Source organism: Bacillus mycoides, assembly GCF_001757995.1.
Classification (GTDB): domain Bacteria; phylum Bacillota; class Bacilli; order Bacillales; family Bacillaceae_G; genus Bacillus_A; species Bacillus_A mycoides_B.
The window spans coordinates 124,774-147,838 of the sequence record NZ_LXLV01000073.1 but is presented as its reverse complement, the minus strand read 5'-3'; the positions used below and the strand labels follow the sequence as shown (position 1 = coordinate 147,838).

20 protein-coding genes and 1 pseudogene are annotated in these 23,065 nt (G+C 34.0%); 12 read left to right on the top strand and 9 right to left on the bottom strand.

The window, feature by feature from the left end:
* Positions 1-222: 222 nt before the first annotated feature.
* On the bottom strand, positions 223-1,638 hold the full coding sequence (locus BWGOE10_RS27105) for an oligosaccharide flippase family protein (RefSeq protein WP_070145700.1): 1,416 nt from the start codon (positions 1,636-1,638) through the stop codon (positions 223-225).
* Positions 1,639-1,732: 94 nt separating this feature from the next.
* Entirely contained in the window at positions 1,733-2,713 is a 981-nt protein-coding gene (locus tag BWGOE10_RS27100; protein WP_070145698.1) for a glycosyltransferase family 2 protein, read from the bottom strand.
* 225 nt (positions 2,714-2,938) lie between these two features.
* Between BWGOE10_RS27100 and BWGOE10_RS27095 the strand changes: the two genes are divergently transcribed.
* Positions 2,939-4,216, top strand: a complete 1,278-nt coding sequence (locus BWGOE10_RS27095) for a glycosyltransferase family 39 protein (protein ID WP_070145696.1) — start codon at positions 2,939-2,941, stop codon at positions 4,214-4,216.
* Positions 4,217-4,292: 76 nt separating this feature from the next.
* Here BWGOE10_RS27095 and BWGOE10_RS27090 read toward each other — a convergent pair whose 3' ends face one another.
* The 3 genes from BWGOE10_RS27090 to BWGOE10_RS27080 all read right to left on the bottom strand — a co-directional run bounded on the left by BWGOE10_RS27090 (position 4,293) and on the right by BWGOE10_RS27080 (position 6,106).
* Positions 4,293-4,649: a DUF2304 domain-containing protein gene (locus BWGOE10_RS27090; RefSeq protein WP_070145695.1), complete on the bottom strand. Its 357-nt coding sequence runs from the start codon at positions 4,647-4,649 to the stop codon at positions 4,293-4,295.
* 6 nt (positions 4,650-4,655) lie between these two features.
* Positions 4,656-5,384 carry a glycosyltransferase family 2 protein gene (locus BWGOE10_RS27085; protein ID WP_070145693.1) on the bottom strand — a complete coding sequence of 243 codons (729 nt, stop codon included), beginning with the start codon at positions 5,382-5,384 and terminating at the stop codon, positions 4,656-4,658.
* A 209-nt stretch (positions 5,385-5,593) separates the two neighbouring features.
* On the bottom strand, positions 5,594-6,106 hold the full coding sequence (locus tag BWGOE10_RS27080; protein ID WP_070145691.1) for an acyl-CoA thioesterase: 513 nt from the start codon (positions 6,104-6,106) through the stop codon (positions 5,594-5,596).
* A 299-nt stretch (positions 6,107-6,405) separates the two neighbouring features.
* Between BWGOE10_RS27080 and BWGOE10_RS27075 the strand changes: the two genes are divergently transcribed.
* Positions 6,406-7,719 (top strand): ArnT family glycosyltransferase, encoded by a 1,314-nt coding sequence (locus BWGOE10_RS27075; protein ID WP_070145689.1) that lies wholly within the window; start codon positions 6,406-6,408, stop codon positions 7,717-7,719.
* Positions 7,720-7,811: 92 nt separating this feature from the next.
* On the opposite strand, the gene BWGOE10_RS34105 is transcribed toward BWGOE10_RS27075, so the two are convergent.
* The 3 genes and pseudogenes from BWGOE10_RS34105 to BWGOE10_RS27065 form a co-directional block, all read right to left on the bottom strand.
* Positions 7,812-8,618, bottom strand: coding sequence for a methyl-accepting chemotaxis protein (locus BWGOE10_RS34105; protein WP_410254616.1), 807 nt, complete (start codon positions 8,616-8,618; stop codon positions 7,812-7,814).
* Positions 8,616-8,993, bottom strand: a pseudogene (locus BWGOE10_RS34100) (protoglobin family protein); the annotation flags it as partial. The pseudogene BWGOE10_RS34100 and the gene BWGOE10_RS34105, both read right to left, overlap by 3 nt.
* Positions 8,994-9,234: 241 nt before the next feature.
* On the bottom strand, positions 9,235-9,867 hold the full coding sequence (locus tag BWGOE10_RS27065; RefSeq protein WP_070145686.1) for a trimeric intracellular cation channel family protein: 633 nt from the start codon (positions 9,865-9,867) through the stop codon (positions 9,235-9,237).
* 496 nt (positions 9,868-10,363) lie between these two features.
* Between BWGOE10_RS27065 and BWGOE10_RS27060 the strand changes: the two genes are divergently transcribed.
* The 8 genes from BWGOE10_RS27060 (at position 10,364) to BWGOE10_RS27025 (ending at position 19,661) form a co-directional block, all read left to right on the top strand.
* The gene (locus BWGOE10_RS27060) at positions 10,364-11,836 is read left to right on the top strand and encodes an O-antigen ligase family protein (RefSeq protein ID WP_070145683.1); all 1,473 of its coding nucleotides are present in this window, start codon (positions 10,364-10,366) and stop codon (positions 11,834-11,836) included.
* Positions 11,837-11,931: 95 nt separating this feature from the next.
* Complete coding sequence (locus tag BWGOE10_RS27055) at positions 11,932-13,041, top strand: glycosyltransferase family 4 protein (RefSeq protein WP_070145682.1); 1,110 nt, start codon at positions 11,932-11,934, stop codon at positions 13,039-13,041.
* A 21-nt stretch (positions 13,042-13,062) separates the two neighbouring features.
* Positions 13,063-13,803, top strand: a complete 741-nt coding sequence (locus BWGOE10_RS27050) for a WecB/TagA/CpsF family glycosyltransferase (protein ID WP_070145680.1) — start codon at positions 13,063-13,065, stop codon at positions 13,801-13,803.
* A gap of 154 nt (positions 13,804-13,957) precedes the next feature.
* Complete coding sequence (locus BWGOE10_RS27045; RefSeq protein ID WP_070145678.1) at positions 13,958-15,157, top strand: MFS transporter; 1,200 nt, start codon at positions 13,958-13,960, stop codon at positions 15,155-15,157.
* A 209-nt stretch (positions 15,158-15,366) separates the two neighbouring features.
* Entirely contained in the window at positions 15,367-16,083 is a 717-nt protein-coding gene (locus BWGOE10_RS27040) for a LytR/AlgR family response regulator transcription factor (RefSeq protein WP_070145676.1), read from the top strand.
* A gap of 122 nt (positions 16,084-16,205) precedes the next feature.
* On the top strand, positions 16,206-18,281 hold the full coding sequence (cstA, locus tag BWGOE10_RS27035) for a carbon starvation protein CstA (protein WP_070145674.1): 2,076 nt from the start codon (positions 16,206-16,208) through the stop codon (positions 18,279-18,281).
* Complete coding sequence (locus BWGOE10_RS27030; protein ID WP_070145672.1) at positions 18,274-18,477, top strand: YbdD/YjiX family protein; 204 nt, start codon at positions 18,274-18,276, stop codon at positions 18,475-18,477. The genes cstA and BWGOE10_RS27030 overlap by 8 nt, the downstream gene beginning before the upstream one ends.
* Before the next feature lie 146 nt (positions 18,478-18,623).
* Complete coding sequence (locus tag BWGOE10_RS27025; protein ID WP_070145671.1) at positions 18,624-19,661, top strand: GGDEF domain-containing protein; 1,038 nt, start codon at positions 18,624-18,626, stop codon at positions 19,659-19,661.
* Between the two features lie 111 nt (positions 19,662-19,772).
* Here the strand turns inward: BWGOE10_RS27025 and pdxK are convergent, their stop codons facing one another.
* Positions 19,773-20,597, bottom strand: coding sequence for a pyridoxine/pyridoxal/pyridoxamine kinase (pdxK, locus tag BWGOE10_RS27020; RefSeq protein WP_002113152.1), 825 nt, complete (start codon positions 20,595-20,597; stop codon positions 19,773-19,775).
* 134 nt (positions 20,598-20,731) lie between these two features.
* On the opposite strand from pdxK, the gene BWGOE10_RS27015 reads away from it, so the two are divergent.
* Positions 20,732-22,303: a GAF domain-containing sensor histidine kinase gene (locus BWGOE10_RS27015; protein WP_070145669.1), complete on the top strand. Its 1,572-nt coding sequence runs from the start codon at positions 20,732-20,734 to the stop codon at positions 22,301-22,303.
* Between the two features lie 20 nt (positions 22,304-22,323).
* A complete protein-coding gene (locus BWGOE10_RS27010) occupies positions 22,324-22,971 on the top strand; it encodes a response regulator (protein WP_002123660.1) in 648 nt (215 codons plus the stop codon).
* Positions 22,972-23,065 lie beyond the last annotated feature (94 nt).

Sequence of the window (23,065 nt, the reverse complement as noted above, 5' to 3'; positions counted from 1 at the left end):
TTTCTGTTGTGTAATTTATGGTGTAACGAGTTAATGTTTGTATAGAAGATTAACTGCGAATTGCTTTAATACTAGGTGTTGTACATCTAGGGCTGTTCGTTTCCAAGTATAATCATTCCAGAAAGGCAAGTCAATTTAAGATATAGATTAAAAACAGGGCTCATTCTAAGTGAAGAAGATAAAATAAAAACTTCAAATTAAATTTGAAGTTTTTATTTTTATTTATTTTCGAGCCAGCTTTTTATTTATAAATCCTAAAATCAATCCACGTATTTGTGGGTCAATGGCAAGACCGATAATACCGTACAATATACCAGTAAGTGTTAAAGCTATTAGTGGCGGTAAGTTAATTAATGCTGTACGGTATATTGCGTAACTGATTATAAACGCTAGTGCATTGAATATTATTCCTTTGAATAGTAATGAAAAACCTTTACGAACGAATAAAGTAAATCCGATTAATAATGTAATCTCGGTAATGATCGCAGCTGCCGCAGCTCCCATCATTCCAAATTGGCTGCCTAATGCGATGTAACTTATGATAGCGACAGCTAATCCAATTCCCATCGTTGTCGCACGCTTCCACTGTTGACCAATAGTTGTTAAATTATCAGCAAGTGGATAGTTGATAGATTGTAAAATAACCATAAAGGCTAAGATTGCAAGAGCATCACCAGCTGGTGCATATTCTTCGCCTAATAAAGTAACAATCCAAAAACTTGGATCGGCGATAAATGGAATCGAGATTCCCATCCCTAAGAAAGACATAAGTTTTAATTCGAACTGAGATAGCTTTCTATGTTCATCAATATTCTTTTCATTTCCAAAAGCAAATAACTTTGGGTAAAAGGCAGCTGCAATCACACCAGGTATTTGATAAAGTACAGCAGGTATTTTCGATGCAGCGCCAAAGAATCCAACTTGCTTATATGTCGAAACTTTTTCTAATATAATGGGTCCTAACTGTGGTAAAAGCATAATGATGATCCCATTAATTGTGAAAATAAGCAGTTGATCTAAAATACCTTTGTCCCAGCCTTTATGAACTGTTGTATGGCGGAGCACCATTATGAAGGCGATGACTCCTGTTATAAGACTAGAGACCCCGTACATGGCAGCGACCATCATAAGTGACCATTTAAATGACATTCCTAGTAGAAGCGCAGCTGCGGCTGTTACACCTTGTAGTACAGAAATAATCGCTGTAAATTGCATACGTTCTGTCACTTGGAAATAAGCCATTCCAACACCTTGTAAAGTTGCTCCAAACATTGTCGGTAGTACAACCCAATATACCATCGCACGTAAATAGGCATCAGCATAGAAGAACTGGGCAAAAATAGCAAAGAGTACGGAAATTACGATAGCTAATACTAAACGAATGCGTAAATAACTGCTGATCAGTACACTAATGTTAGCATCACTTCTCGTTCCTTCACGCATAAACGTATGTGTCAAACCTGCATCTGTGAAATAACAAATAACAGCGGAAACTGCTAATGCAGTTGTAAACATCCCATACTCATCTGGTGAAACGTACCTTGCAAAGAGAATTGTTGCGATAGCAAGTACAAATCGAACAGTAATATTTCCTACAAATAGGTAGGAGGCATTTTTAAGGATTTTATTTGTTTTCATGGAAAAAAGACCTTTCTATTCTTTAGGACACGATTCGTCCCATTTATAAGTTTGATTTGTTTATGGAAAGAGAGAATAGTACTATATTTTCGGTTTAAGAAAACAGAAATTTAATTCGTACAAACCAAAGCATTGCATATAGTTTTTTACTACGCTTTCCGTTTTTTGAATAGATTTTACGGCAATATTTCTTTATATCTTTTTTGATTAATTGAACTTGGGAATTATCTAATTGAGAGTTTTCTTTAATGTATATACAAGCATTATTGATAACCGTATAAGGGAATAAATAAGTCTCAAGAATCTCAATAAGTGACTGAGGGTCTTTCGTAATGAAGTCTTGAGATTTATTATGTACCCAGTCTTTCATACGATTGAATACTTCCAGTTCTTTAGTTGTTTTTAATTCGTAATCTTTATATTTAGAAGAAAGATTTCCTTCTGATAAGATTCTATAATATGTTAAGTATTCATCGACATAGCATACATTTGTCACACTCATTAGTTTAAATAAAAACTCCAAGTCTTCTCCCCAGCTACATCCTGGTGTAAAACGGATATTATGATTCATTGCGATAGAGCGTTTGAAAATCCAAGTACTTGTTTGAGCAACAACTTGGTGTGTTAAGAATGCTTTTGCCATATCACCTTTAATAAAGTTTGTTGTATGCTCAACCTTTTCGCCTGTTTCTTCGTAGAAATTCATATAACCACAATAGCACGCGTCCATGTTGTTTTTATGCATACTCTCGATTTGTTTCTCAATTTTAGTTGGATGCCATAAGTCGTCACTATCAAGGAAAGCGACGTATTCTCCGCTAGCATTTTCAATCCCTGTATTACGAGCTACTGAAACACCTTGGTTTTTTTGGTGAACGTATTTTACTTGACCCGGATATTTTTCTGCAAGATTTTTTACGATAGAAGGTGATTGATCTTTACTTCCATCATCTACAATTACAATTTCAATGTTTTTATATGTTTGATCTAGTATTGACTGCATCGTTTCTTCAATATATTTTTCTGTGTTATACAGGGGTATGACAACAGAAACAAGTTGTTTTTGTTCCATCATAGAATTTTTATCTCCTCAAATTTTTTATGTCTTGCACCATATATACAAGCCTTTTGAAAGGAAGAAGATTACAAGAACATCTGTATCAGTTTAACGCATATAAACTTTGTAAATCAACTTTCTATTATTGTACTTTGTATAAAAAGTATTTATTATAGAATATATTGTCTTGTAAAAATATAGAAATGTAATTTGAAAATTATGTATTTGAAGGGAGAAGATGAGATGTTAAGGCGATTTACTCGCAAATCTAATGTAATCCTTTTAGGGATTATTATGATAGTCGGTTTTGCGCTTCGTTTTGCAACTTTACAAACACATGGTGCAGATTTGACTATAGCTAGCGATGATATAGGTTATCAAAAAACGGCAACTATTTTATTGGAAACAGGAATGTTAACATATCATGAGCCGGATAAACCAACTATTCATATTATGCCAGGTTTTCCAGCGTTTTTAGCTACTGTATTTTACTTTTTTGGAAATGGTAATGAAGGCCTTTTTGTAGCTAAATTAATTATTATCCTATTAGGGGTACTTAGTATTTTACTAACTTATAAGATTGGTACTTATTTATTGAATCCCGCTGCAGGATTAATAGGTGCTTTCTTATTAGCTGTGTATCCTCCAGAGATTGTTATGGAAAATTTAACTTTAACAGAAGGACCGTTTTTATTCTTTTCATTGGGATTATTATATTGGAGCTTAAAATTAGCTGATACTCATAAAACGAAACATTTTCTAATTGTATTAATTTTCTACTTTTTAGCATTGTACTTACGCGTACAAGTTGCTTTATATCCAATACCATTATTTATATATCTCTTAATGAAGCGCTATCCATTCCGCGTTATGATGAAGCAAGCGATTATAAGTATAGGAATAGGACTTATCGTACTTGGACCATGGTGGGCCCGCAATTACATTCAATTTGATAAATTTATTCCACTAACTGCTGGGGCAGGGAATCCGTTATTACTTGGAACGTATCAAGGGAAAGGTTACCCAGAAGGTAAGAATATGGCAGAACTTGAAATAGAATTACACGCAAAGTACCCTAACCTGGAAGCACATGAATTTATGGAATTAGAAGAAAAAATAGCGAAAGATAAAATGAAAGAATGGTGGAAAACAGATAAGAATTCCATGATAGAGAGTTATTTAATCTTGAAGCCAGAAATTATGTGGAAAAAACCGTATTATTCTATAGAGCATAATATTGAAGTATTCAATGTTTCTGCAAAGGATATGAATGAAATACATAATTTTATTAAGACGATGTTCTTAATATGTACAATACTTTCATTTATCTTCCTTTTAAAAAGGTGGAGAGAGACTACATTTTTATGGTCAATCCTTTTACTGCAAACAGCTTTAACATGCTTTTATGCTGCATATGAAAGATATGCCTTACCATTAATCCCATTCTTATTTATTATAATTGGAGTAGGGACCGTGGCAACGGTTATGAAAATTAGTAAACTATTAATTAGAAACAAATAGTTTGAAATGAAAAGCCCCTTGATTCTTAGAAGAATTAAGGGGCTTTTTGCATATATTAGTATTTAAATAGAAAAAATTATTCGTTATCTGTTTCAGTTTGCGTTACGTTTAATTTTTGCTTTAATAATGCATAATCTTGCGTTAATGTTACAAGTTGATGGTGTAGCTTAGAAATTTTTCTTGTTAGGTCAAAAATTAAGATGAAACAGAATAATAATCCAAATAAGAATAAAATGGATGGTGGATATTCTACTTTTAATAGTTTTCCAATCCAATTTATAATTTTATCAGTAGAACTTAAAATAGCCATTGCAACACAAACAAAAATCCACAAAATAGCATATTTTGTTTCTAAAGTCCCGCGACGAATAGAATTAATAATTAAGAAGAATAATAACAAAATAAAGATGAATGAAAAGGTAATTATATGCATTCACTATCAACCTTTCACGATTTTTTGCATCAATATAGCAAGGCTTACTTTAACCATGTAATATGCAGATTTAAGAGGTGTGATGGAAGATTGTCCACCTTGTCGCTCTTGCATATTTACAGATATCTCATTAATGCGAAGTTTTTTCTTTTTTAAATGAATAAGGACTTCTGGCTCTGGATAATCTTTTGGATAATTGTGTGCAAAAATCTTAATTACTTCTCGATTGATAGCACGATATCCAGAAGTTGGATCCATAAATGTTTGTTTCGTTAACACTTTCAATAGGGCAGTAAAATAAAAAATACCGATTCTTCTTGAAATACTACCTTTATAAGCTGTTTTTTCTGTAAAGCGTGAACCTAGCACCATATCGCATTGGTCTTCAGCAATAGGCTGTATAATTTTGTATAAATCATCCGGATTATGTTGTCCATCAGCATCGAACTGAATCGCAATATCATATCCATTCTCATATGCGTATTTATAGCCAGTTTGTACAGCCGAACCGATGCCCAGATTATATGGTAAATTAATAAGATGAACAGGGAAATTTTTTACGATTTGAGCTGTTTTATCTTGTGAACCATCATTAATAACGCAAATGCTTAATCTTGTAAAATGTTGTTTTAGTTCTAATAATCTTGTTAATGTATCTGCAATTGCTTCTTCCTCATTATATGCTGGAATAATAATTAACGTTTTTGGTATTGAAATTGGTACCTCGATAGACATTATCGCACCACCCCTTACATATTTAACTACATTATGGTTATTTTTAAACAACTTTACTTAATATACCATTAGTAGTATAAGGAAATAAAGGAAAAACTGATGGGTGATTTTAGGAGGGGGCCACTGAATATGAAGGCAAGAGATAATATTTTTTATAATAAAAAATACATGCAAGGAAGAGCCCGTGCATGTATGATGAGAAGATTATGTTAAATATTCCAAGGCTTACTTAAAGTTAAAACTTCAGCCATCTCTTTACTTTTTAAACGTCCCTTTTTTCGATTTTTCGCGCGTTCTAAACCGGTTGTGTGTAACCAATGTTCTTCCTTAGTTTCAGGGAGTACTTGTGGTACGGACGAAGGCTTTCCATCTTTTATTGCCACAAATGTAATGAAGCAAGTAGCAGCAATTCTACGTTCGCCTGCTAATAAATTCTCTGCAATTACTTTTACGAAAACTTCCATTGAAGATTTTCCTGTATAACATACAAATGCTTCATAACAAACAGAATCTGCTTGGTGAATTGGAGTTAAAAAATCAACGGAATCGATAGATGCTGTTACGCAATGTTTGCGGCTATGTCTCGCAGCTGCAATTGAAGCAATACTATCAATTTCTGCTAATAATTTTCCCCCGAAAAGTGTTTGGTGATTATTTAAATCGTTCGGAAAAACACGTGTTGTTTTAATTGCTTTTGATTCTCGCATGAATTTCTTTTCCATATATTCAGCCCCTATAGTCTGTTTTCAATCAGAATGAAATGTATAAGTGGAGTACTCATATTAGATACTTAATGAAGTAAAGTGTATTCTAAAAGATGATTAGTTAAACTTCTGTATTTGTATTCATGTAACTGAAAGAAAATTTATTTTATCTAAAATGTAGTGTAAAAGAGGATTCGCTTACATTGCAAGTGAAAAAGTAATGACTATGTATTTGTCATAGAAATTCCCTATTAACCTTGTGCCTATTCATGATAGAATCGTTTTGTTATGAATGGAAGTAGAGGTGCAATGGACATATGAATCATATAAGAACAAATTTTTCGTCTTTCTTCAGTAAAATAATGATTGGTGCGACGCTCGCACTTTTTGTCTATAGTTGTTGGTCGGCTTTTGAAACAAGTAAGCAATTTTTTGGAGGAAGTACAACAAGTATTACAATCGTATTAGTGATTTTTATTATTCTTATTTTGTTAATAGCATCGATTTTGCAATATCGTTTTACAGATAAGCAATTTCTTATTTTTCTTATAAGCATATCTATAGTTGCAAGACTGATTACAGTTCTATTTGTAGACAGTCCGATGATAGGTGATATGAAAGCTATGTATGAGTCTGCAAAGCAGATTGCAGTTGGCAATAATATAGAGAATATAGCACAGTTACCTTTTATTATTTATGAATCGATCATCATTCGTATATTTGGTGATACGGTATTCGCTTTACAACTATTTAATATTTTATTTTGTACAGGAACTGCATTTTTCATTTATCGCATTGCGTCAAGGGTCTTTGGAGAAGAGTGTGGTCGTATTGCATCAATGTTTTACGCTTTATATATTCCAAATATATTTATGAGTTCTGTATTAACGGCGGAATCACTCGCAATATTTTTATTTTATTGTGCTTGTTACATATTTTTATATAAGGGATTAGATCATCCTTATATGTGGGTAATTTCAGCCATTTTATTTGCGCTTAGCAATATGATTTTCCCAATGGGGTTATTTTTACCTATTTTTATAGCTGTATATGTGCTGTTAATTGAATTATTTCAATCAGGGGCGAAACAAAAATTACTATTAAAAATGATAGGATTCCTTATTGTATTTTATAGTACTCATTTTGGTGTGAGTTATGGTATCAAGATGATGGGAATGTCACAGTATACGATTTCTAATCAGACTTATGTTCAATCTGTTTTAATTGGAAAAAGTCAAAATGAAGAAAAAACATCCAAAAATCAAAGTGTAAAAGAGCACATTGATCAAGAGTTAAAAGAAATGGAAGTAGAAAGATTTAAACTGTTAAAACCAGTTATTAACCAGCTTTCAGACGAGGGAATAAATTCTATTATTTTTAAATGTGAAAAGCTTATATATATAGTGGTGACATTGTTTATGGCCATAGCTTTATTACATTTTCTAATCAAGAAACAACAAAATGAAGGATATATGTTGTTTGTATTATTAATTACCGGATATGTATCGTTAAGGCTCTTTCAAGTAGATATGGCATATTATAATATTATTATGCCAGCTTTGTTTATCTTACAAAGCTTTGGTGTTTATATGAGTTATTTTTATTGCCAAAAGATATTTTTCAGAAAATAAAAGAATCCATTTTGGATTCTTTTTTTTGTAGATGGATGATGAGGATGAATACAAAGTGGAGATGAAGAATATCCACTTTGTATCGATTCGCCTTATCGGTTTAGTTCTAGTTGTAAATTATCCGCCGTTAAGGCCATTTTCGAGGAATCGTCTTGAATACTCTTCATTACTTGTGAGATAGTTTCTAATTCATTTTCAATTTTTTTATTTTGTTCTTTAGAGTTAGACATATCTTTTACGATTTCTTGGAAATATTGATCTGTCGCATGCATACTATCTGTCCCTTCAGATACGAGAGAGCTTATTTGTTCCACGGAAGAAGAGACGTGTATAATTTGTTCATTAGTTTTTTCAACGAGTTTTGTAACGTTGGAAATTGATTCTTTCGTTTGCTCTGATAACTTTCGGATTTCTCCCGCTACGACTGAAAAACCTTTACCAAATTCGCCAGCATGTGCAGATTCAATAGCAGCATTTAATGCTAGTAAATTTGTTTGCTCGGCGATTGATTTTACAATATCAATGATTTCGTTAATTTTGTTAGAAATATCAAGAAGTTCACGAGTATCAGTAATGATAGTTTCCATATTCGTTTGGATGCTTTCCATTCGTTTGTTTTGCAGATTTAATTGTTCTTTTCCTTTATTGGCCTTTTCTTCTGATGTCGTAGCTAATGATGTACCTGTTTTTGCAATTCCTACGATACTCTCCGATTTAGATGTTAACTGTTGAATAGAAGAGCTTGTTTTTTCAGATACTGCCGCTAGTTCTGTTGCGATATGTGTAATCGTCATAGCTGTCAGTTCTTTTTCTTTTTCATGTTCTTTTTGGATTCTTTCATATTCGGATTCATAAGCTGCAATAACAAGTTCTTGTTCTAATGCGAATAATTTATTTATTACGTTTATAGAATGAGAAAAATCGTCTATCGTTGAAATTTTCGTTTGCAAAATCTTCATGACGGAGCGGAATAATTCTTGATACGCAGCAGTATACCATTTTCTATGTAAACCAATTTGTACGTGCCTTTTTGCAATTCTAACACGTTGTTCAATAAAATCTTCATTCATATTCCCGCTGAACAATTCTTTAATATGTGTCTTTAAAGTTTGTTTTAATTTGGGGATAGAGCTGTAGCGTTCAATAACAGCAATTAAATTAGGTTGTTTTGTGATGTTGGTGTAGAATTTCTCTGTTATCCAATCTATTTCCTCATAAATAAATGGCTGTAATACTTTAACAATTTGTAAATCTTCCTTTGAAATATGTAGCATATCCATTTGAGTTTTTAGTTCAGAATTAGCAGGCACGTTAAAGATGATTTGTTGGCCTTTGCTTAATTCAATTATACTGGTGTTTGTTTTATTTTTTTTTAAAAACCCCAAGCATCATTCTTCCCCCTGTTTATAAAACGTTTTCATTTTTTGTTCTAATGTAATTATATATTTTTATATACAATTACTCTATAGTATGTGGAATTGTATATAAATTAAGAGAATTCTATGTAGAATTCTCTTAATGGCCTTTATTAATTTTTGCATGTGTTTTAAAGAAAACTGGGAAATGTACATTATATATTACGGTGACTACACGAATAACGAATGTTATTAATAAACAAACATAGAAAGCTAATACGTGTGCCCCTATTGCATGTGTAATTAAGAAACTAACTGCTCCTAAAATAGAAGCAATTGCATATATCTCTTTTCGGAATACATACGGGATATCTTGAGCACAAATGTCACGTAAAATACCGCCCCCAATACCTGTAATAACTCCCATTGAAACGACTAAAAACGAGGCGTCAACGTGATGTGACATCGCTGCATTTGCACCAATAGCTGTAAATACACCTAAACCAACCGCATCAGAAAGCATAATAACAACTTGAAGTTTATTAATACGCTCAAAAAACATACATGTGAATAATGCTGATAGTACACTTACGAAAAAGTAAATGGGTTTTACAAATGCGACAGGAGGCAGGTTACCAATCATAATATCACGAATAATACCGCCGCCGAGCGCAGTAGCTACAGCTAAACAAAGGACACCAAATAAATCTAGATCTTTTTTCAAACCAACTAATGTACCAGAAATGGCAGCGGCGATAATGCCAAGAAACGTAAATATATCGATTAATAACATGGCTTTAATTCCTTCCTCTTAAAGATGTTCCAGAGAAAAAATATACACTAAAGTTTTGGAAATAACAATTACTTTTCGTTACATGTAGAAAAATGGATGAAATAGCTAAAGAAAGCGTTTGAAAATGCTTGATAAGTAGCAATGAAGTAAAGCAAAAAAGTACGGGAAGATTCATTGCATAGTTTTTTTGATGTAGCTTAGTTGGAGGGATGGTACAATAGGAGAAGTCCGTTTTGTACATCTGTATAAAATGATAAAAAAATATTTTTGTGCTGTCGAAAATAAGTGCATATGTGTTAGATAGTTTTTATAGGGATAGGGAAGGATAGCTAAAGGACAATGTTTTCGGTTACTAATAATGCTGGATTTGACTAGTTTCGGCATGAAAAATAGTTCTCAATTTAAATATGAGTTATGTTATAATTGCTAGGTGTGTTTAAACAGTATAAAACTATGATTAAAAGATAATGTAAAGATTTTGTATGGAGGTCTTGGAATGTTAGCAAATCAAGCTAGGGTTAGATTTGAGCATTTTTTGCTCTTTTTTATTATTTTACAGCCTGTTTTAGATTTATTAACGTCTCTTAGCATCATTTTATTAAAGTCAAATGCCACTGTTGGAATTTTGGTCAGATTTCTTATTATGGCTGTTGGTGGTATTTACATTTTAATTCAGGCAAAAGAGAAGGAAAATAGGAAGTTTTTAATTTACTTAATATTATTAGCAGTAGTTTTAGGTCTAGGATTTATTAATAATAAACTAGTTAAGAATCCTATTGTACTTAGTGAAGAAGTTAAGTTTGTTGCGAAGGCATTATATATATATATTATGCTAGCGTCATACATTTTAGCTTTAAAATCATTGAAAAAGACAGTAAATATTAGTGATAAAGTCAGAAATAGCATTGTATATTCTACATTAATCATTAACGCTATTATGGTTATTTCTATTTCGACATCTACAGACTTTGGTAGTTATCAATGGATGAAAGTTGGTTCCCGAGGGTGGTTCTATGCAGGTAATGAACTAGGGTCAATCTTAGCTATTATTTTCCCTATTGTAGTACTATATTCTATTCAAAAAACAAAGAGCGTGAAACACGTTTTATATTGGATTCCATCGCTGTTAATGATTTACTCTTTAATTCAAGTTGGTACGAAAGTAGGAATGGGCTCAATTGGTGCTACGTTAGCGGCAGCAATCGGGATTATTGTACTACAATTATTATTTGATAGAAAAAATCCGAACAAAAAGTCTCTTGTACTTAATGGATTAATTGCTATTGTCCTATTAGCTGGTGTTGTCGGAACGTTTAAAATGACGCCATTAGCACAAAATATGGGTATTCATAATAACTATTTATCAGAACAAAATGTAGCACAGCAAGATCAAAAAGAAAAAGAAATTGAAGAGAAAATAAAAAAAGAAAAAGAAATTAAAGAAAAAGAAGAAAAGCATCATAAAGTTGAGAAGCCAGAAGAAAAGGCGAAGGTAGAAGCGGAAGTTAAGAAAGAGCTTGAGAAAGAGCAAAAGAAAGAAAATCAAGAGAATCTTATTTTCAGTGGACGTCAAGTATATGAAGAAAGACATAAGCAGTTCTTTAAAGAAGCGCCAATGTCACAAAAGTTATTAGGAATGGGTTATGCAGGTAACTTTAAGTATAATGAACAAAAAGAGCCAGATCCGAAGCTAATCGAAATGGACTTCCATGATTGGTTTTATGATTTCGGAATTATTGGTTTTGCGTTAATGATGATTCCATTTATTTATTACGGCTTAAGAATCCTACTAGCATTTGTTACAAGATTTAAGGAAATATTTAATGTGAAATATGGAATGATTACAGCAAGCTTATTATTAGCATTAGGTATTGCATATATTGCAGGACATATTTTGACAGCACCAGGAGTCGGGATTTACTTTGTAGTGGTGTTAGCTTATCTAATCGTAGATCTAGAAATTGAATGATAAAAATAAAAGCTAACTTTTGTTAGCTTTTATTTTTTAGTACAGTAAAATATAGATAGATGGAAATGTAGCGAGGATTTAAAGGAGGAAAAAATATGAGGATATTGCATATGAATGCAGGAGCAGAAGATGGTGGAGGAAAAACACATATTATTTCACTGCTCGATCAGTTTCCGGATGGTGAAGTAGAATTAGCAGTATTTGAAGATGGAATTGTTGCGAAAGAAGCAAGAGAGCTAGGGATAAAAGTTCATGTGTTTTCACAAAAATCTCGCTATGATTTATCCATTTTAAAAAACATAAGTGAATTCATTAATAAAGAAAAATTTGATGTAGTTCATACACACGGTCCTAGGGCGAATTTCTTTGTTTCTCTAATGAAGAAGAAATTCGCGGCAAAATGGGTAACGACAATTCATAGTGATCCATTTCAAGACTTTACTAAACAAGGCTTAAAAGGCTGGATTTTCACTAAGTTAAATTTGAAAGCTTTAAAAAATATAGATTTATTTTTTGTTGTAACGAATAGGTTGAAAAAAAGCTTAGCGGCATTAGGTATTTCAAATGAAAAGATGCATGTTATTTATAACGGGATTGAATATGATCAGGAAAAAGCAGATGGCTATAATAAAAAGGAAATGTTTAATATTGACGAAGATGTGTTTACGGCAATCCAAGTAGCGCGTCTGCATCCTGTTAAAGGACATGAAGTTTTATTCGATGCGTTACAACAAACGAAATTGGAAAAAATTAAAGTGTTATTAGTTGGTGATGGGCCGTTAGAAGGAGAATTAAAGGCATTAGCTACTGAAAAAGGGATTAATGATAAAGTTGAATTTTTAGGGCATCGTCAAGATGTGAAACAATTATTTGCTTCATCACATATCAATTTGTTAACTTCCCATAGCGAAGGATTTCCATTAGTTTTATTAGAAGCGGCAAATCAACGTGTACCATCAATTGTGACTAGAGCAGGAGAAATCGAACCGTTAATTGCAGATGAAACTTATGGATGGATTGTACCAACTGGTGATGGCAAGGCATTGGCATCGGCATTAGAAGAGGCGTATGACAAGTGGAAAACTGGAGAGTTATCAGTAATGGGCAAGCATATTTATGAGCATGCTACTATGAACTTCTCACTTCAAAAATTATATGAAGATACGAAAGAAACATATAAGCAATTAATAGCGAAAAACCTTTAATGATAGAGAGGATAGTTAAATATGTCAGTACAAACGGTTGATATTCTAGGTGTTCCTTTCTCTACAATGACAATGGATGAAACGATCCAGCATTTAAAGAAGCAACTAGAATTAGAGCAAACTCATACTTTTCAGGTAGTAACAGCGAATCCTGAAATTGTTATGTGCGCAAAAAAGGATGAAAAATTCCATAAAACATTATTAAATACAGATTTAATTACACCCGATGGTATCGGGGTTGTTAAAGCAAGCGGTATGCTTGGTACACCGTTAAAAGAGCGTGTGGCAGGTTTTGACTTAATGTGTAATTTATTTGCAAAGTTATCAGAAGAGAATAAATCAGTATCTGTTTTCTTATTAGGTGCAAAACCACATGTTGTACAAGCCGCGGCTGATCATTTAACGAAGACATATTCAGCTGCATCTATCGTGGGTATACAAGATGGATATTTTAAACAAGAAGAAGAAGAGAATATTGTTTCTCGTATTCAAGAAGCAAAACCAGATCTATTACTTGTTGCGCTTGGCTTCCCAAGACAAGAAAACTTTATCCAAAACAATAAGCATCGTTTAGAAACGAAAATGGCTGTTGGAGTAGGCGGTAGTTTGGATGTGTGGGCCGGAGAGGTAAAACGTGCGCCAAAATGGATTCAAGCTATTAACTTAGAGTGGTTTTACAGATTATGTAGTAATCCAACACGCTGGCGTCGTCAGTTAGTACTAGCTGAGTTTTTAAAAGAAGTAATGCGTTCAAAAAAGTAGCGGGATATCGCTACTTTTTTTATTTGTTCATTTTTGATAAACATTTTATTTTTTGGGAATGATGAAGGAGAATTTTTTATACGAAAGTATTTTACTTATACAATACACACATGTAAAATGATGTGTAAAGACACCTGTGTAAGGAGGACTTCTTGTGAGCAAGGTAAAAGAAATTTCAAAGCGAAAGCTACTTGGTATAGCAGGGCTTGGCTGGCTATTTGACGCAATGGATGTTGGAATGCTTTCATTTGTAATAGTGGCGTTGCAAAAAGAGTGGGGATTAAGTACTCAAGAGATGGGTTGGATAGGTAGTATTAACTCAATTGGTATGGCTGTAGGGGCGCTCGTTTTTGGGATACTATCAGATAAAATAGGACGGAAATCGGTCTTTATTATTACATTATTACTATTTTCTATTGGTAGTGGCTTAACGGCTTTAACGACGACACTCGCGATGTTCCTCGTTTTACGTTTTTTAATTGGTATGGGACTTGGCGGGGAACTTCCAGTTGCATCTACCCTTGTATCGGAGAGTGTTGAAGCGCACGAACGTGGGAAAATAGTTGTACTATTAGAAAGCTTTTGGGCTGGTGGTTGGTTAATCGCAGCTCTTATCTCATATTTTGTTATTCCTAAATACGGTTGGGAAGTTGCTATGGTATTAAGTGCAGTTCCAGCGTTATATGCTTTATATTTAAGATGGAATTTACCCGATTCTCCAAGGTTCCAAAAGGTTGAAAAAAGGCCATCTGTTATTGAAAATATAAAATCGGTTTGGTCTGGAGAATATCGTAAAGCAACAATTATGTTATGGATTCTATGGTTTTGTGTTGTCTTTTCCTATTATGGAATGTTCCTTTGGTTACCTAGTGTAATGGTACTGAAAGGCTTTAGTTTAATAAAAAGTTTTCAGTACGTACTCATTATGACTTTAGCTCAACTTCCAGGATATTTCACAGCTGCATGGTTTATTGAACGTCTTGGTCGTAAATTTGTATTGGTTACGTATTTAATTGGTACAGCATGTAGTGCTTATGTGTTCGGAATTGCGGATTCATTAACAGCATTAATAGTGGCGGGGATGTTACTATCCTTCTTTAATTTAGGTGCCTGGGGTGCATTATACGCTTATACACCGGAACAGTATCCAACAACTATTCGCGGTACAGGTGCAGGAATGGCGGCGGCATTTGGACGTATTGGTGGTATTCTTGGACCATTATTAGTAGGGTATTTAGTTGCTTCACAAGCTCCACTATCGCTAATATTTACGATTTTTTGTGGATCAATTTTAATTGGGGCACTTGCTGTAGTTATACTTGGTCAAGAAACGAAACAGAGGGAATTAGTATAAAGTGAAATTTTAGTCAGTGGGTGTTTTGTCCATCAATCACTAATTATTAGCTCGCACCAATCGGGATAAAAGAAAAGGGGAACCAAAGTGGTTTCCTTTTTTCTGTTTTTTTAGATAAATAATGGTATAGTAAGAAAAAGGGATTGTTTCTTACTAAAGCGAATGTATACAACAAGACATATGGGCAAAGGAATTAGGTGGCTGGATAAATGAAAATCTTACTTATCATGAAAGAAGCAGAAGAGCGAAGAAAATTAGTTGAGAACTTTACTGAAAATATTCGAAATGTAGAATGTTTTGAAGCGGAAACTGGAACAGAATCTTTGCTAATAATGAAAAAACATACACCTGATTTTGTTTTTTTAAATTCGCAATTAATGGATGGTACTGGTTTTGAATATTCGAGTTTGTTAAGAGAAGTGAATTGTTATACGAAATTTATTTTTATTGGTGAGGATATAGAAGAGGCAATTACAGCTTTTCGTTTCCAAGCGTTTTATTATTTATTACGACCATTTCGTGAAGAAGATTTACAATTCATTTTATATAAAATGGGAAAAGAACAAGGTGAGAAAGCAAAGAGTCATTTGCGTAAACTACCGATAGAAGGCCATGAGGGGATTAGATATGTTTTCCCAGAAGATATTGTATATGTAAGTAAAAATAAGGAAAACAAAACCGTTTCAATTTATACAACAAATAATCATTATATTTCAACATATACACTCCAGGAATTAGAAAATAAACTAAATACATATGATTTTTTACGTGTACATAAAAGCTATTTAATTAATATGTCATATGTACAAGAACTTAAACCTTATTATAATGGCACGTATAATTTGTATTTAGACAGGTACGATGAGCAACCGATTCCAGTAAGTCGCAATTATGTAAAACGACTTCGAAATAAAATTGAACTGTGACAAGTAATGAGAGAATTTTAACATGATAATCTAGAAATCCTTCATGATAAGGAGGATTTAAGTAAAGTATTCAGAAAATTTAGTACAATCTCCACTAAGAAGTAGTAATGGGGGGATTGTATGTGAAAACGTTGAAGTCAATTTTACTTTGGGGGGTTATCGCAGCACTAGGAGCATCTGCTTTTGGTGTAATAGCGTTATCTCAAGGTGAAACAATTAATGCTGTATGGCTATTAGTTGCTGCTGTATCAGTGTATGCGATTGCTTATCGCTTTTATAGTAGATTTATAGCGAGGAAAGTTTTCGGTCTAGATAATAATAGGCAAACACCTGCTCATACGTTAAATGATGGGAAGGATTACGTTCCGACAAATAAATGGGTTTTATTTGGCCATCACTTTGCAGCGATTGCAGGGGCAGGTCCTTTAGTAGGACCAATTTTGGCGGCACAGATGGGATATTTACCTGGGACAATTTGGATTATTGTTGGAGTAGTTATTGCTGGAGCTGTACAGGATTTTGTAATTTTATTTGCTTCAATGAGACGTAATGGTAAATCATTAGGAGAAATGATTAAAGATGAGATTGGTCCTGTTACAGGATTAATTGCAATGATTGGTATTTTAGGTATTATGATCATTTTATTAGCGGTATTAGCTTTAGTAGTTGTGAAGGCGCTTGTTGGAAGCCCATGGGGAATGTTTACAATCGCAGCAACGATTCCAATTGCTATTTTAATGGGAGTTTATATGCGTTACATTAGGCCAGGACGTGTAGGAGAAGGATCAGTAATTGGTATTATTCTACTAGTCTTATCTCTTATTGGAGGACAATATGTAGCAGAAAATCCGACGCTTGCAAGTATGTTTACTTTTAGTGGTGAGACAATTGCTATTATGCTTATCGTATATGGATTCATTGCATCAGCATTACCAGTTTGGATGCTTCTTGCACCACGCGATTATTTAAGTACATTTTTAAAAATAGGAACGATACTTGGATTAGCAATCGGTATTTTAATTGTAGCACCAGATTTACAAATGCCAGCAGTTTCACAATTTATCGATGGAACAGGTCCTGTTTTCTCAGGTAACTTATTCCCGTTCTTATTTATTACGATTGCCTGCGGTGCTGTGTCTGGATTCCATGCTCTCGTTTCATCAGGTACGACGCCGAAAATGATTGAACAAGAAGGTCATGCACAGCCAATTGGTTATGGAGCAATGTTAATGGAGTCGTTTGTAGCAGCAATGGCTATGATTGCAGCTTGTGTATTAACACCGGGAACTTATTTTGCAATTAATAGCCCAGCGGCACTAATTGGAACTGATGTATCACAAGCAGCTCAAGTTATTTCTTCGTGGGGATTTGCTATTACACCAAATGAATTAAAAGAACTTGCTGTTAATGTCGGAGAGCAGACCATTCTATCACGTACAGGTGGTGCACCAACATTAGCAATTGGTATGGCATATATATTTTCACAAGTAATGGGCGGAACGGCGATGATGGCATTTTGGTATCATTTTGCTATTCTTTTTGAAGCACTATTTATTTTAACAACGATTGATGCAGGAACGCGTGTAGGACGATTTATGATTCAAGATATTTTAGGGCATGTATATAAGCCATTCGCGAAAACGGATTCTACATTAGCGAATGTAATAGCAACAACGTTATGTGTATTAGGATGGGGGTATTTCTTATACCAAGGGGTAATAGATCCGCTTGGTGGAATTAATACATTATGGCCACTTTTCGGTATTGCAAACCAAATGTTAGCAGGTATTGCATTATTACTTGGAACGACAATCTTGTTCAAAATGGGAAAAAAGGCATATGTTTGGGTGACACTTATTCCAACTGTCGGATTGCTTATTGTAACGATGACAGCAGGTTATCAAAAGCTATTTCATGAAAATCCTAAAATAGGATTTCTATCACACGCAAAGGTGTTTCAGGGAGCATTAGATGAGGGGAAAGTGTTAGCACCAGCTAAAAATATTGCTCAGATGAAGCAAATTATTTTCAATGATTATATTGATGCGGCGCTTTGTGGAATTTTTATGATAGTTGTAATTGCTGTATTAATTTCTGCGCTTCGAATTTGGATTCAAGTATTAAGAAATAAGCCGATGCCGTTACAAGAGGCGCCATATATTCCAAGAGACGAAAGTGAGTCGAGGAACTATGCTTAAAAGATTACGGAAGGTATGGGGAAAGAGAAAGCAATTTATTAGTTTACTTGTCGGAGTTCCAAGTTATGAAACATATGTAAATCATATGAAAGTACATCATCCAGAAGAGGAAATCCTATGTCGAAAACAATTTTTTGCTGAGGCACAAGAAGCTAGGTTTAATGCAAAAGGCGGAAAAATATCACGATGTTGTTAATGGAAGGGGCGAAATTTCGTCCCTTTTTTATTTTGTTGTTCCACGTGGAACAACAAAATAAAAAAGTTTGGGAATTATAGGGATTTCGTAATACAATAACATATGGAAAGGGATAGATGGAAAAGAAAAAGTAGGGAGATTATTTTATGTTCAGAGATCTATTTGTAAATATGACAATTATTCTTTCCTTTATCTTTGTAGGTGGTCAGCTTTTAAGAGATAAGCCATTAAAAGAGGGATTCTCTTTTGGACAGAAATGTGTAGTAGGTATTTTTACTGGGATATTAAGTGTATTATTAATGCATTTTGGTGCACATATTGAAGATAGCATGTTGGATTTACGTTACTTGGCTGTTATTTTGGCAGTTATAATTGGGGGGCCGATAGCCAGTAGTATAACAGTTGCTATCATTTTAATAACTCGGCTACTTTTTACTGATTACTCTTTAGCCTCTGAATTGGCTTGCTATACTATCGTGGCAATAGGGCTTGGAATTACCTTCATTTGGCGGATGAAATTTTCTATATTCACAAAATGGATATGGTTTAATGTGTACAGTCTGTCTATTTTAATAATACCACTTTCTATTTTATTTAAGGATATATCCGTAGTGGTATTATATATAGTTTGTAGCATTGTTGCGGCATACATCACATTTGTAAGTGCAAGTTACGTATTGCAATCGAATGAATTATTTCAAACGATGGACGCATTAACGAATCTAGGGAATGTAAGGCAGTTTGATTTAGAGATGAATCGTCATATTGGTAACAAACATATGAAAAATGATTCACTTTGTTTATTACTTATCGATATTGATCACTTTAAGTATATAAATGATACATACGGTCATCCTGCTGGGGATGACGTATTAAAACAAGTAGGGCGTATTTTATTAGAGAATGGGCCATTCCCTAATTTGGTTTTTCGAAAGGGTGGCGAAGAGTTTGCCCTGTTGTTACCAAAAAAGGGATTAGCATTTGGAACTCGTATAGGGGAACAAATTCGACTAGCTGTTGAAAAGCATTCATTCCAACTGCAAAATGGGGAAAAAATTAAAATTACAGTTTCTGTTGGGCTTTCAGAGTATAAAAAATCACCTGAGCAATTTATTCAATCAGCGGATGATGCGTTATATTATTCAAAAAGAAATGGTAGAAACAAGGTTAGTTCAGCATCATAGGAATTAGGGGATTACTTTAAAACATTTCTACAAAGTAATTAAAACCGACAGAACAATAAATGTTCTGTCGGTTTTAATATGTTTTTAAAGTTATGAATAAAAAGCTTTATGTTAGACAAGTTCTTTCGGTGCAACGAATTTGCGGTATGCACCGTGATGTGTTGGTCCTACATATTCGTTAATCTTAAATGAATGACGAATTGCAGCTGTGATGAATTCTTTCGCAGTTTTTACCGCTTCTTTCACAGTCTTTCCTTTTGCAAGTTCTGCTGTAATTGCAGCAGAATATGTACAACCTGCACCGTGTGTATTTGTCGTATCGATCTTTTCTGATTCTAGAAGATCGAATGTTTCGCCGTCATATAACACATCAATAGCAGTTTCTGTGCCTAGTTTGCTACCACCTTTAATCAGTACGTATTTAGCACCTAAAGCATGGATTTTTTTTGCAGCTTCTTTCATGTCCTCAAGAGAATTAATTTTCACACCACTTAATTGATATGCTTCAAATAAGTTTGGCGTTACAACTAATGCTTTTGGAACAAGAACGTCACGTAAGCAATCGTTTGTTTCAGGATGTAATGCTTCGTCTGCTCCTTTACATACCATAACAGGATCAACTACTACATTTTCGAAATTGTGCTTTTCAATTGTTTCCGCAACCATTTCGATAATTTCTACAGATCCAAGCATACCTGTTTTTAAAGCATCTACGCCAACACCTTCAATTGTTGTCTCTAATTGTGGTTTTAATGTAGAAGCCGCAATTGGGAATACGTTATGTGCCCAACCATTATGTGGATCCATTGTCACGATTGTCGTAAGAGATGTCATTCCGTATACACCAAGTTCTTGGAATGTTTTTAAATCTGCTTGTATACCAGCACCGCCACTTGTATCAGAACCAGCGATTGTAAGTGCTTTGTTTAATGTCATTAGGAAAGCCCCCTTAGGTGATATAATGAAAACTACGTTTTCACTATTATATCAATGTTACGAATAAGTACAAAGTGAAAAGTAGATGATTTATGTTAAGTGCTATTTAAAATCTTGTATGTAGGAGACGAATTATGTTTCAAGAGAATCGTACAAATGAATTAGTTATATTAAAAGAGATTGCAGAAACGTTGAATACCTCAAATGATACATATCACGTACTTCAAGCTGTGCTGGAAAAGCTATTGAATGTAACTGGTTTAACGACAGGATGGATTTTCCTTGCGGATGAAAATGGTAGGTATACGAAATTAATTGATTACCAATTACCAGAGGGATTGAGATTCGAAAATAAACGACCGATGTGTGAAGGGAATTGCTGGTGCTTGCATCGCTTTGTGGAAGGGAAATTAGAGCGAGCAGTTAATATTATTGAATGTAAGAGAATTAATAATGCGGTTGAATACAACTGGGGAGATACAGAAGGGATTGTGCATCATGCGACAGTACCGCTCAAAGCAGGTGGAGACGAATTTGGCGTATTAAATGTAGCCAGCCCAGGTAAAACGCATTTTTCTGAAGAGGAATTAGTACTATTACAATCAGTTGCTTTTCAAATTGGAACAGCATTAAAGCGTACGAAATTGTATGAAAATGAAAAGAGAAGAGCTCATTATTATGTAAAGTTAGAACGTTTTATTCAAGCTTTAAGGACAATTCATAAATTTAATGCATTGCCTGAGGAGATTGTAAAGCAAATAGGGGGCTTATTTCTATGGGAGCAAGTTGCATTCTTTATTAGAGAAGAAAATGAACTAGCAGTGAGAGCTTCTTATAAGAAGGATGAACTACAAGATGATTTGAAGGCGGCAGCACAGGAAGCGTTGGAAAAAGAAGAGTCTGTCTTGTTGAAGCGTCAGGTTGGTAATATAGAGTATCCCAATAGGGCAGTTATCGCTATTCCGATACATATTCAAAATCATATATTTGGAGTATTAAGTGTAAGTTCTAATAATGGAGAATTTGATATAAATACGATAGATGTAGTACAAGCGTTAGCAAATCATATTTCATTAATGATAGAGAACTTAAGATTAAATGAAAAACGCCGCGAACTTGTACGAATGGAAGAGCGTAATCGTTTAGCTAGAGATTTACATGATTCTGTTTCACAAAAGTTGTTTTCATTAACGTTTATGACGAAAGGCGCTGAAGCTGTCTTAAAGGGTCAAAATGAAAAGGTAGATCAGTCTTTGTATGAGATGCGTGAATTAGCACAAGGTGCCTTAAAGGAAATGAGGACATTAATTTGGCAGCTCCGTCCGGCTGGATTAGAGAAAGGGTTATTACCAGCTTTAAAGCAGTATGGTGAAAGTTTAGGATTGAAAATTCGGGAACAAGTTACAGGTGTGCGTGATTTGCCGCGTGTAGTAGAAGAAGCGCTATGGCGAATTGGACAAGAAGCTTTAAATAACGTAAGTAAGCATGCGAATGTAAGAGAAGCGACGATTTATTTCAAAGTGACGGAGAAAAATGTATCATTAGAAATAGTCGATCAAGGAAATGGGTTTGTAGAAAAGGATATAAAAGAGAAAAAATCACTCGGTATGACTACGATGCGTGAAAGAGTAGAATTAGTTGGTGGAACAATTAAAATTGTAAGTAGTAAGCAGCGGACGAGTGTAAAAGTAAATGTACCATTATGATGTGAAAATGAGGGAAGTTTGTGAAAATAAAAGTATTGTTAGTTGATGATCATACAGTTGTTTTAAAAGGATTGGCATTTTTTCTAAGCACACAGGAAGATTTTGAATTAGTTGGGGAAGCAAACAATGGGAAAGACGCGTTGGTGAAAGTAGGCGAAACGAGTCCAGATGTCGTATTAATGGATTTATATATGCCTGAGATGGATGGAATTGAGGCAACAGCTTGTATTAAAAAAGAATATCCAAATGTGAAAGTAATTGTATTAACTAGTTTTTCTGATCAAGCTCATGTATTGCCGGCACTAAAAGCTGGGGCGAGTGGTTATATTTTAAAAGATATAGAACCAGATCAGCTTGTTGAAGCTATTCGAAGCGCGTATAAAGGTAATATTCAATTACATCCAGATATAGCAAATGCCCTTCTTTCTCAAACATTACCACAGGAAGAGAAAGAAGAAGAACCTTCCGTTCAAGTGGATGTGTTAACAGCGAGAGAAAATGAAGTATTGCAGCTATTGGCGAAAGGGATGAGTAATAAAGAAATCGCTTCTGTTTTAGTTATTACAGAAAAAACGGTAAAAGCTCATATGAGTAGTATTTTGAGTAAGTTACATTTATCCGATCGCACACAAGCAGCATTATATGCAGTGAAAAATGGAATTGTATAAGACGAAAGTCGTAAGACCTAGTTCGCCTTTAGAAGGTGGACTTTTTTTATGGAAAAATACGTCTATGTGAGGACGAAATTGTCTTGATATAAAG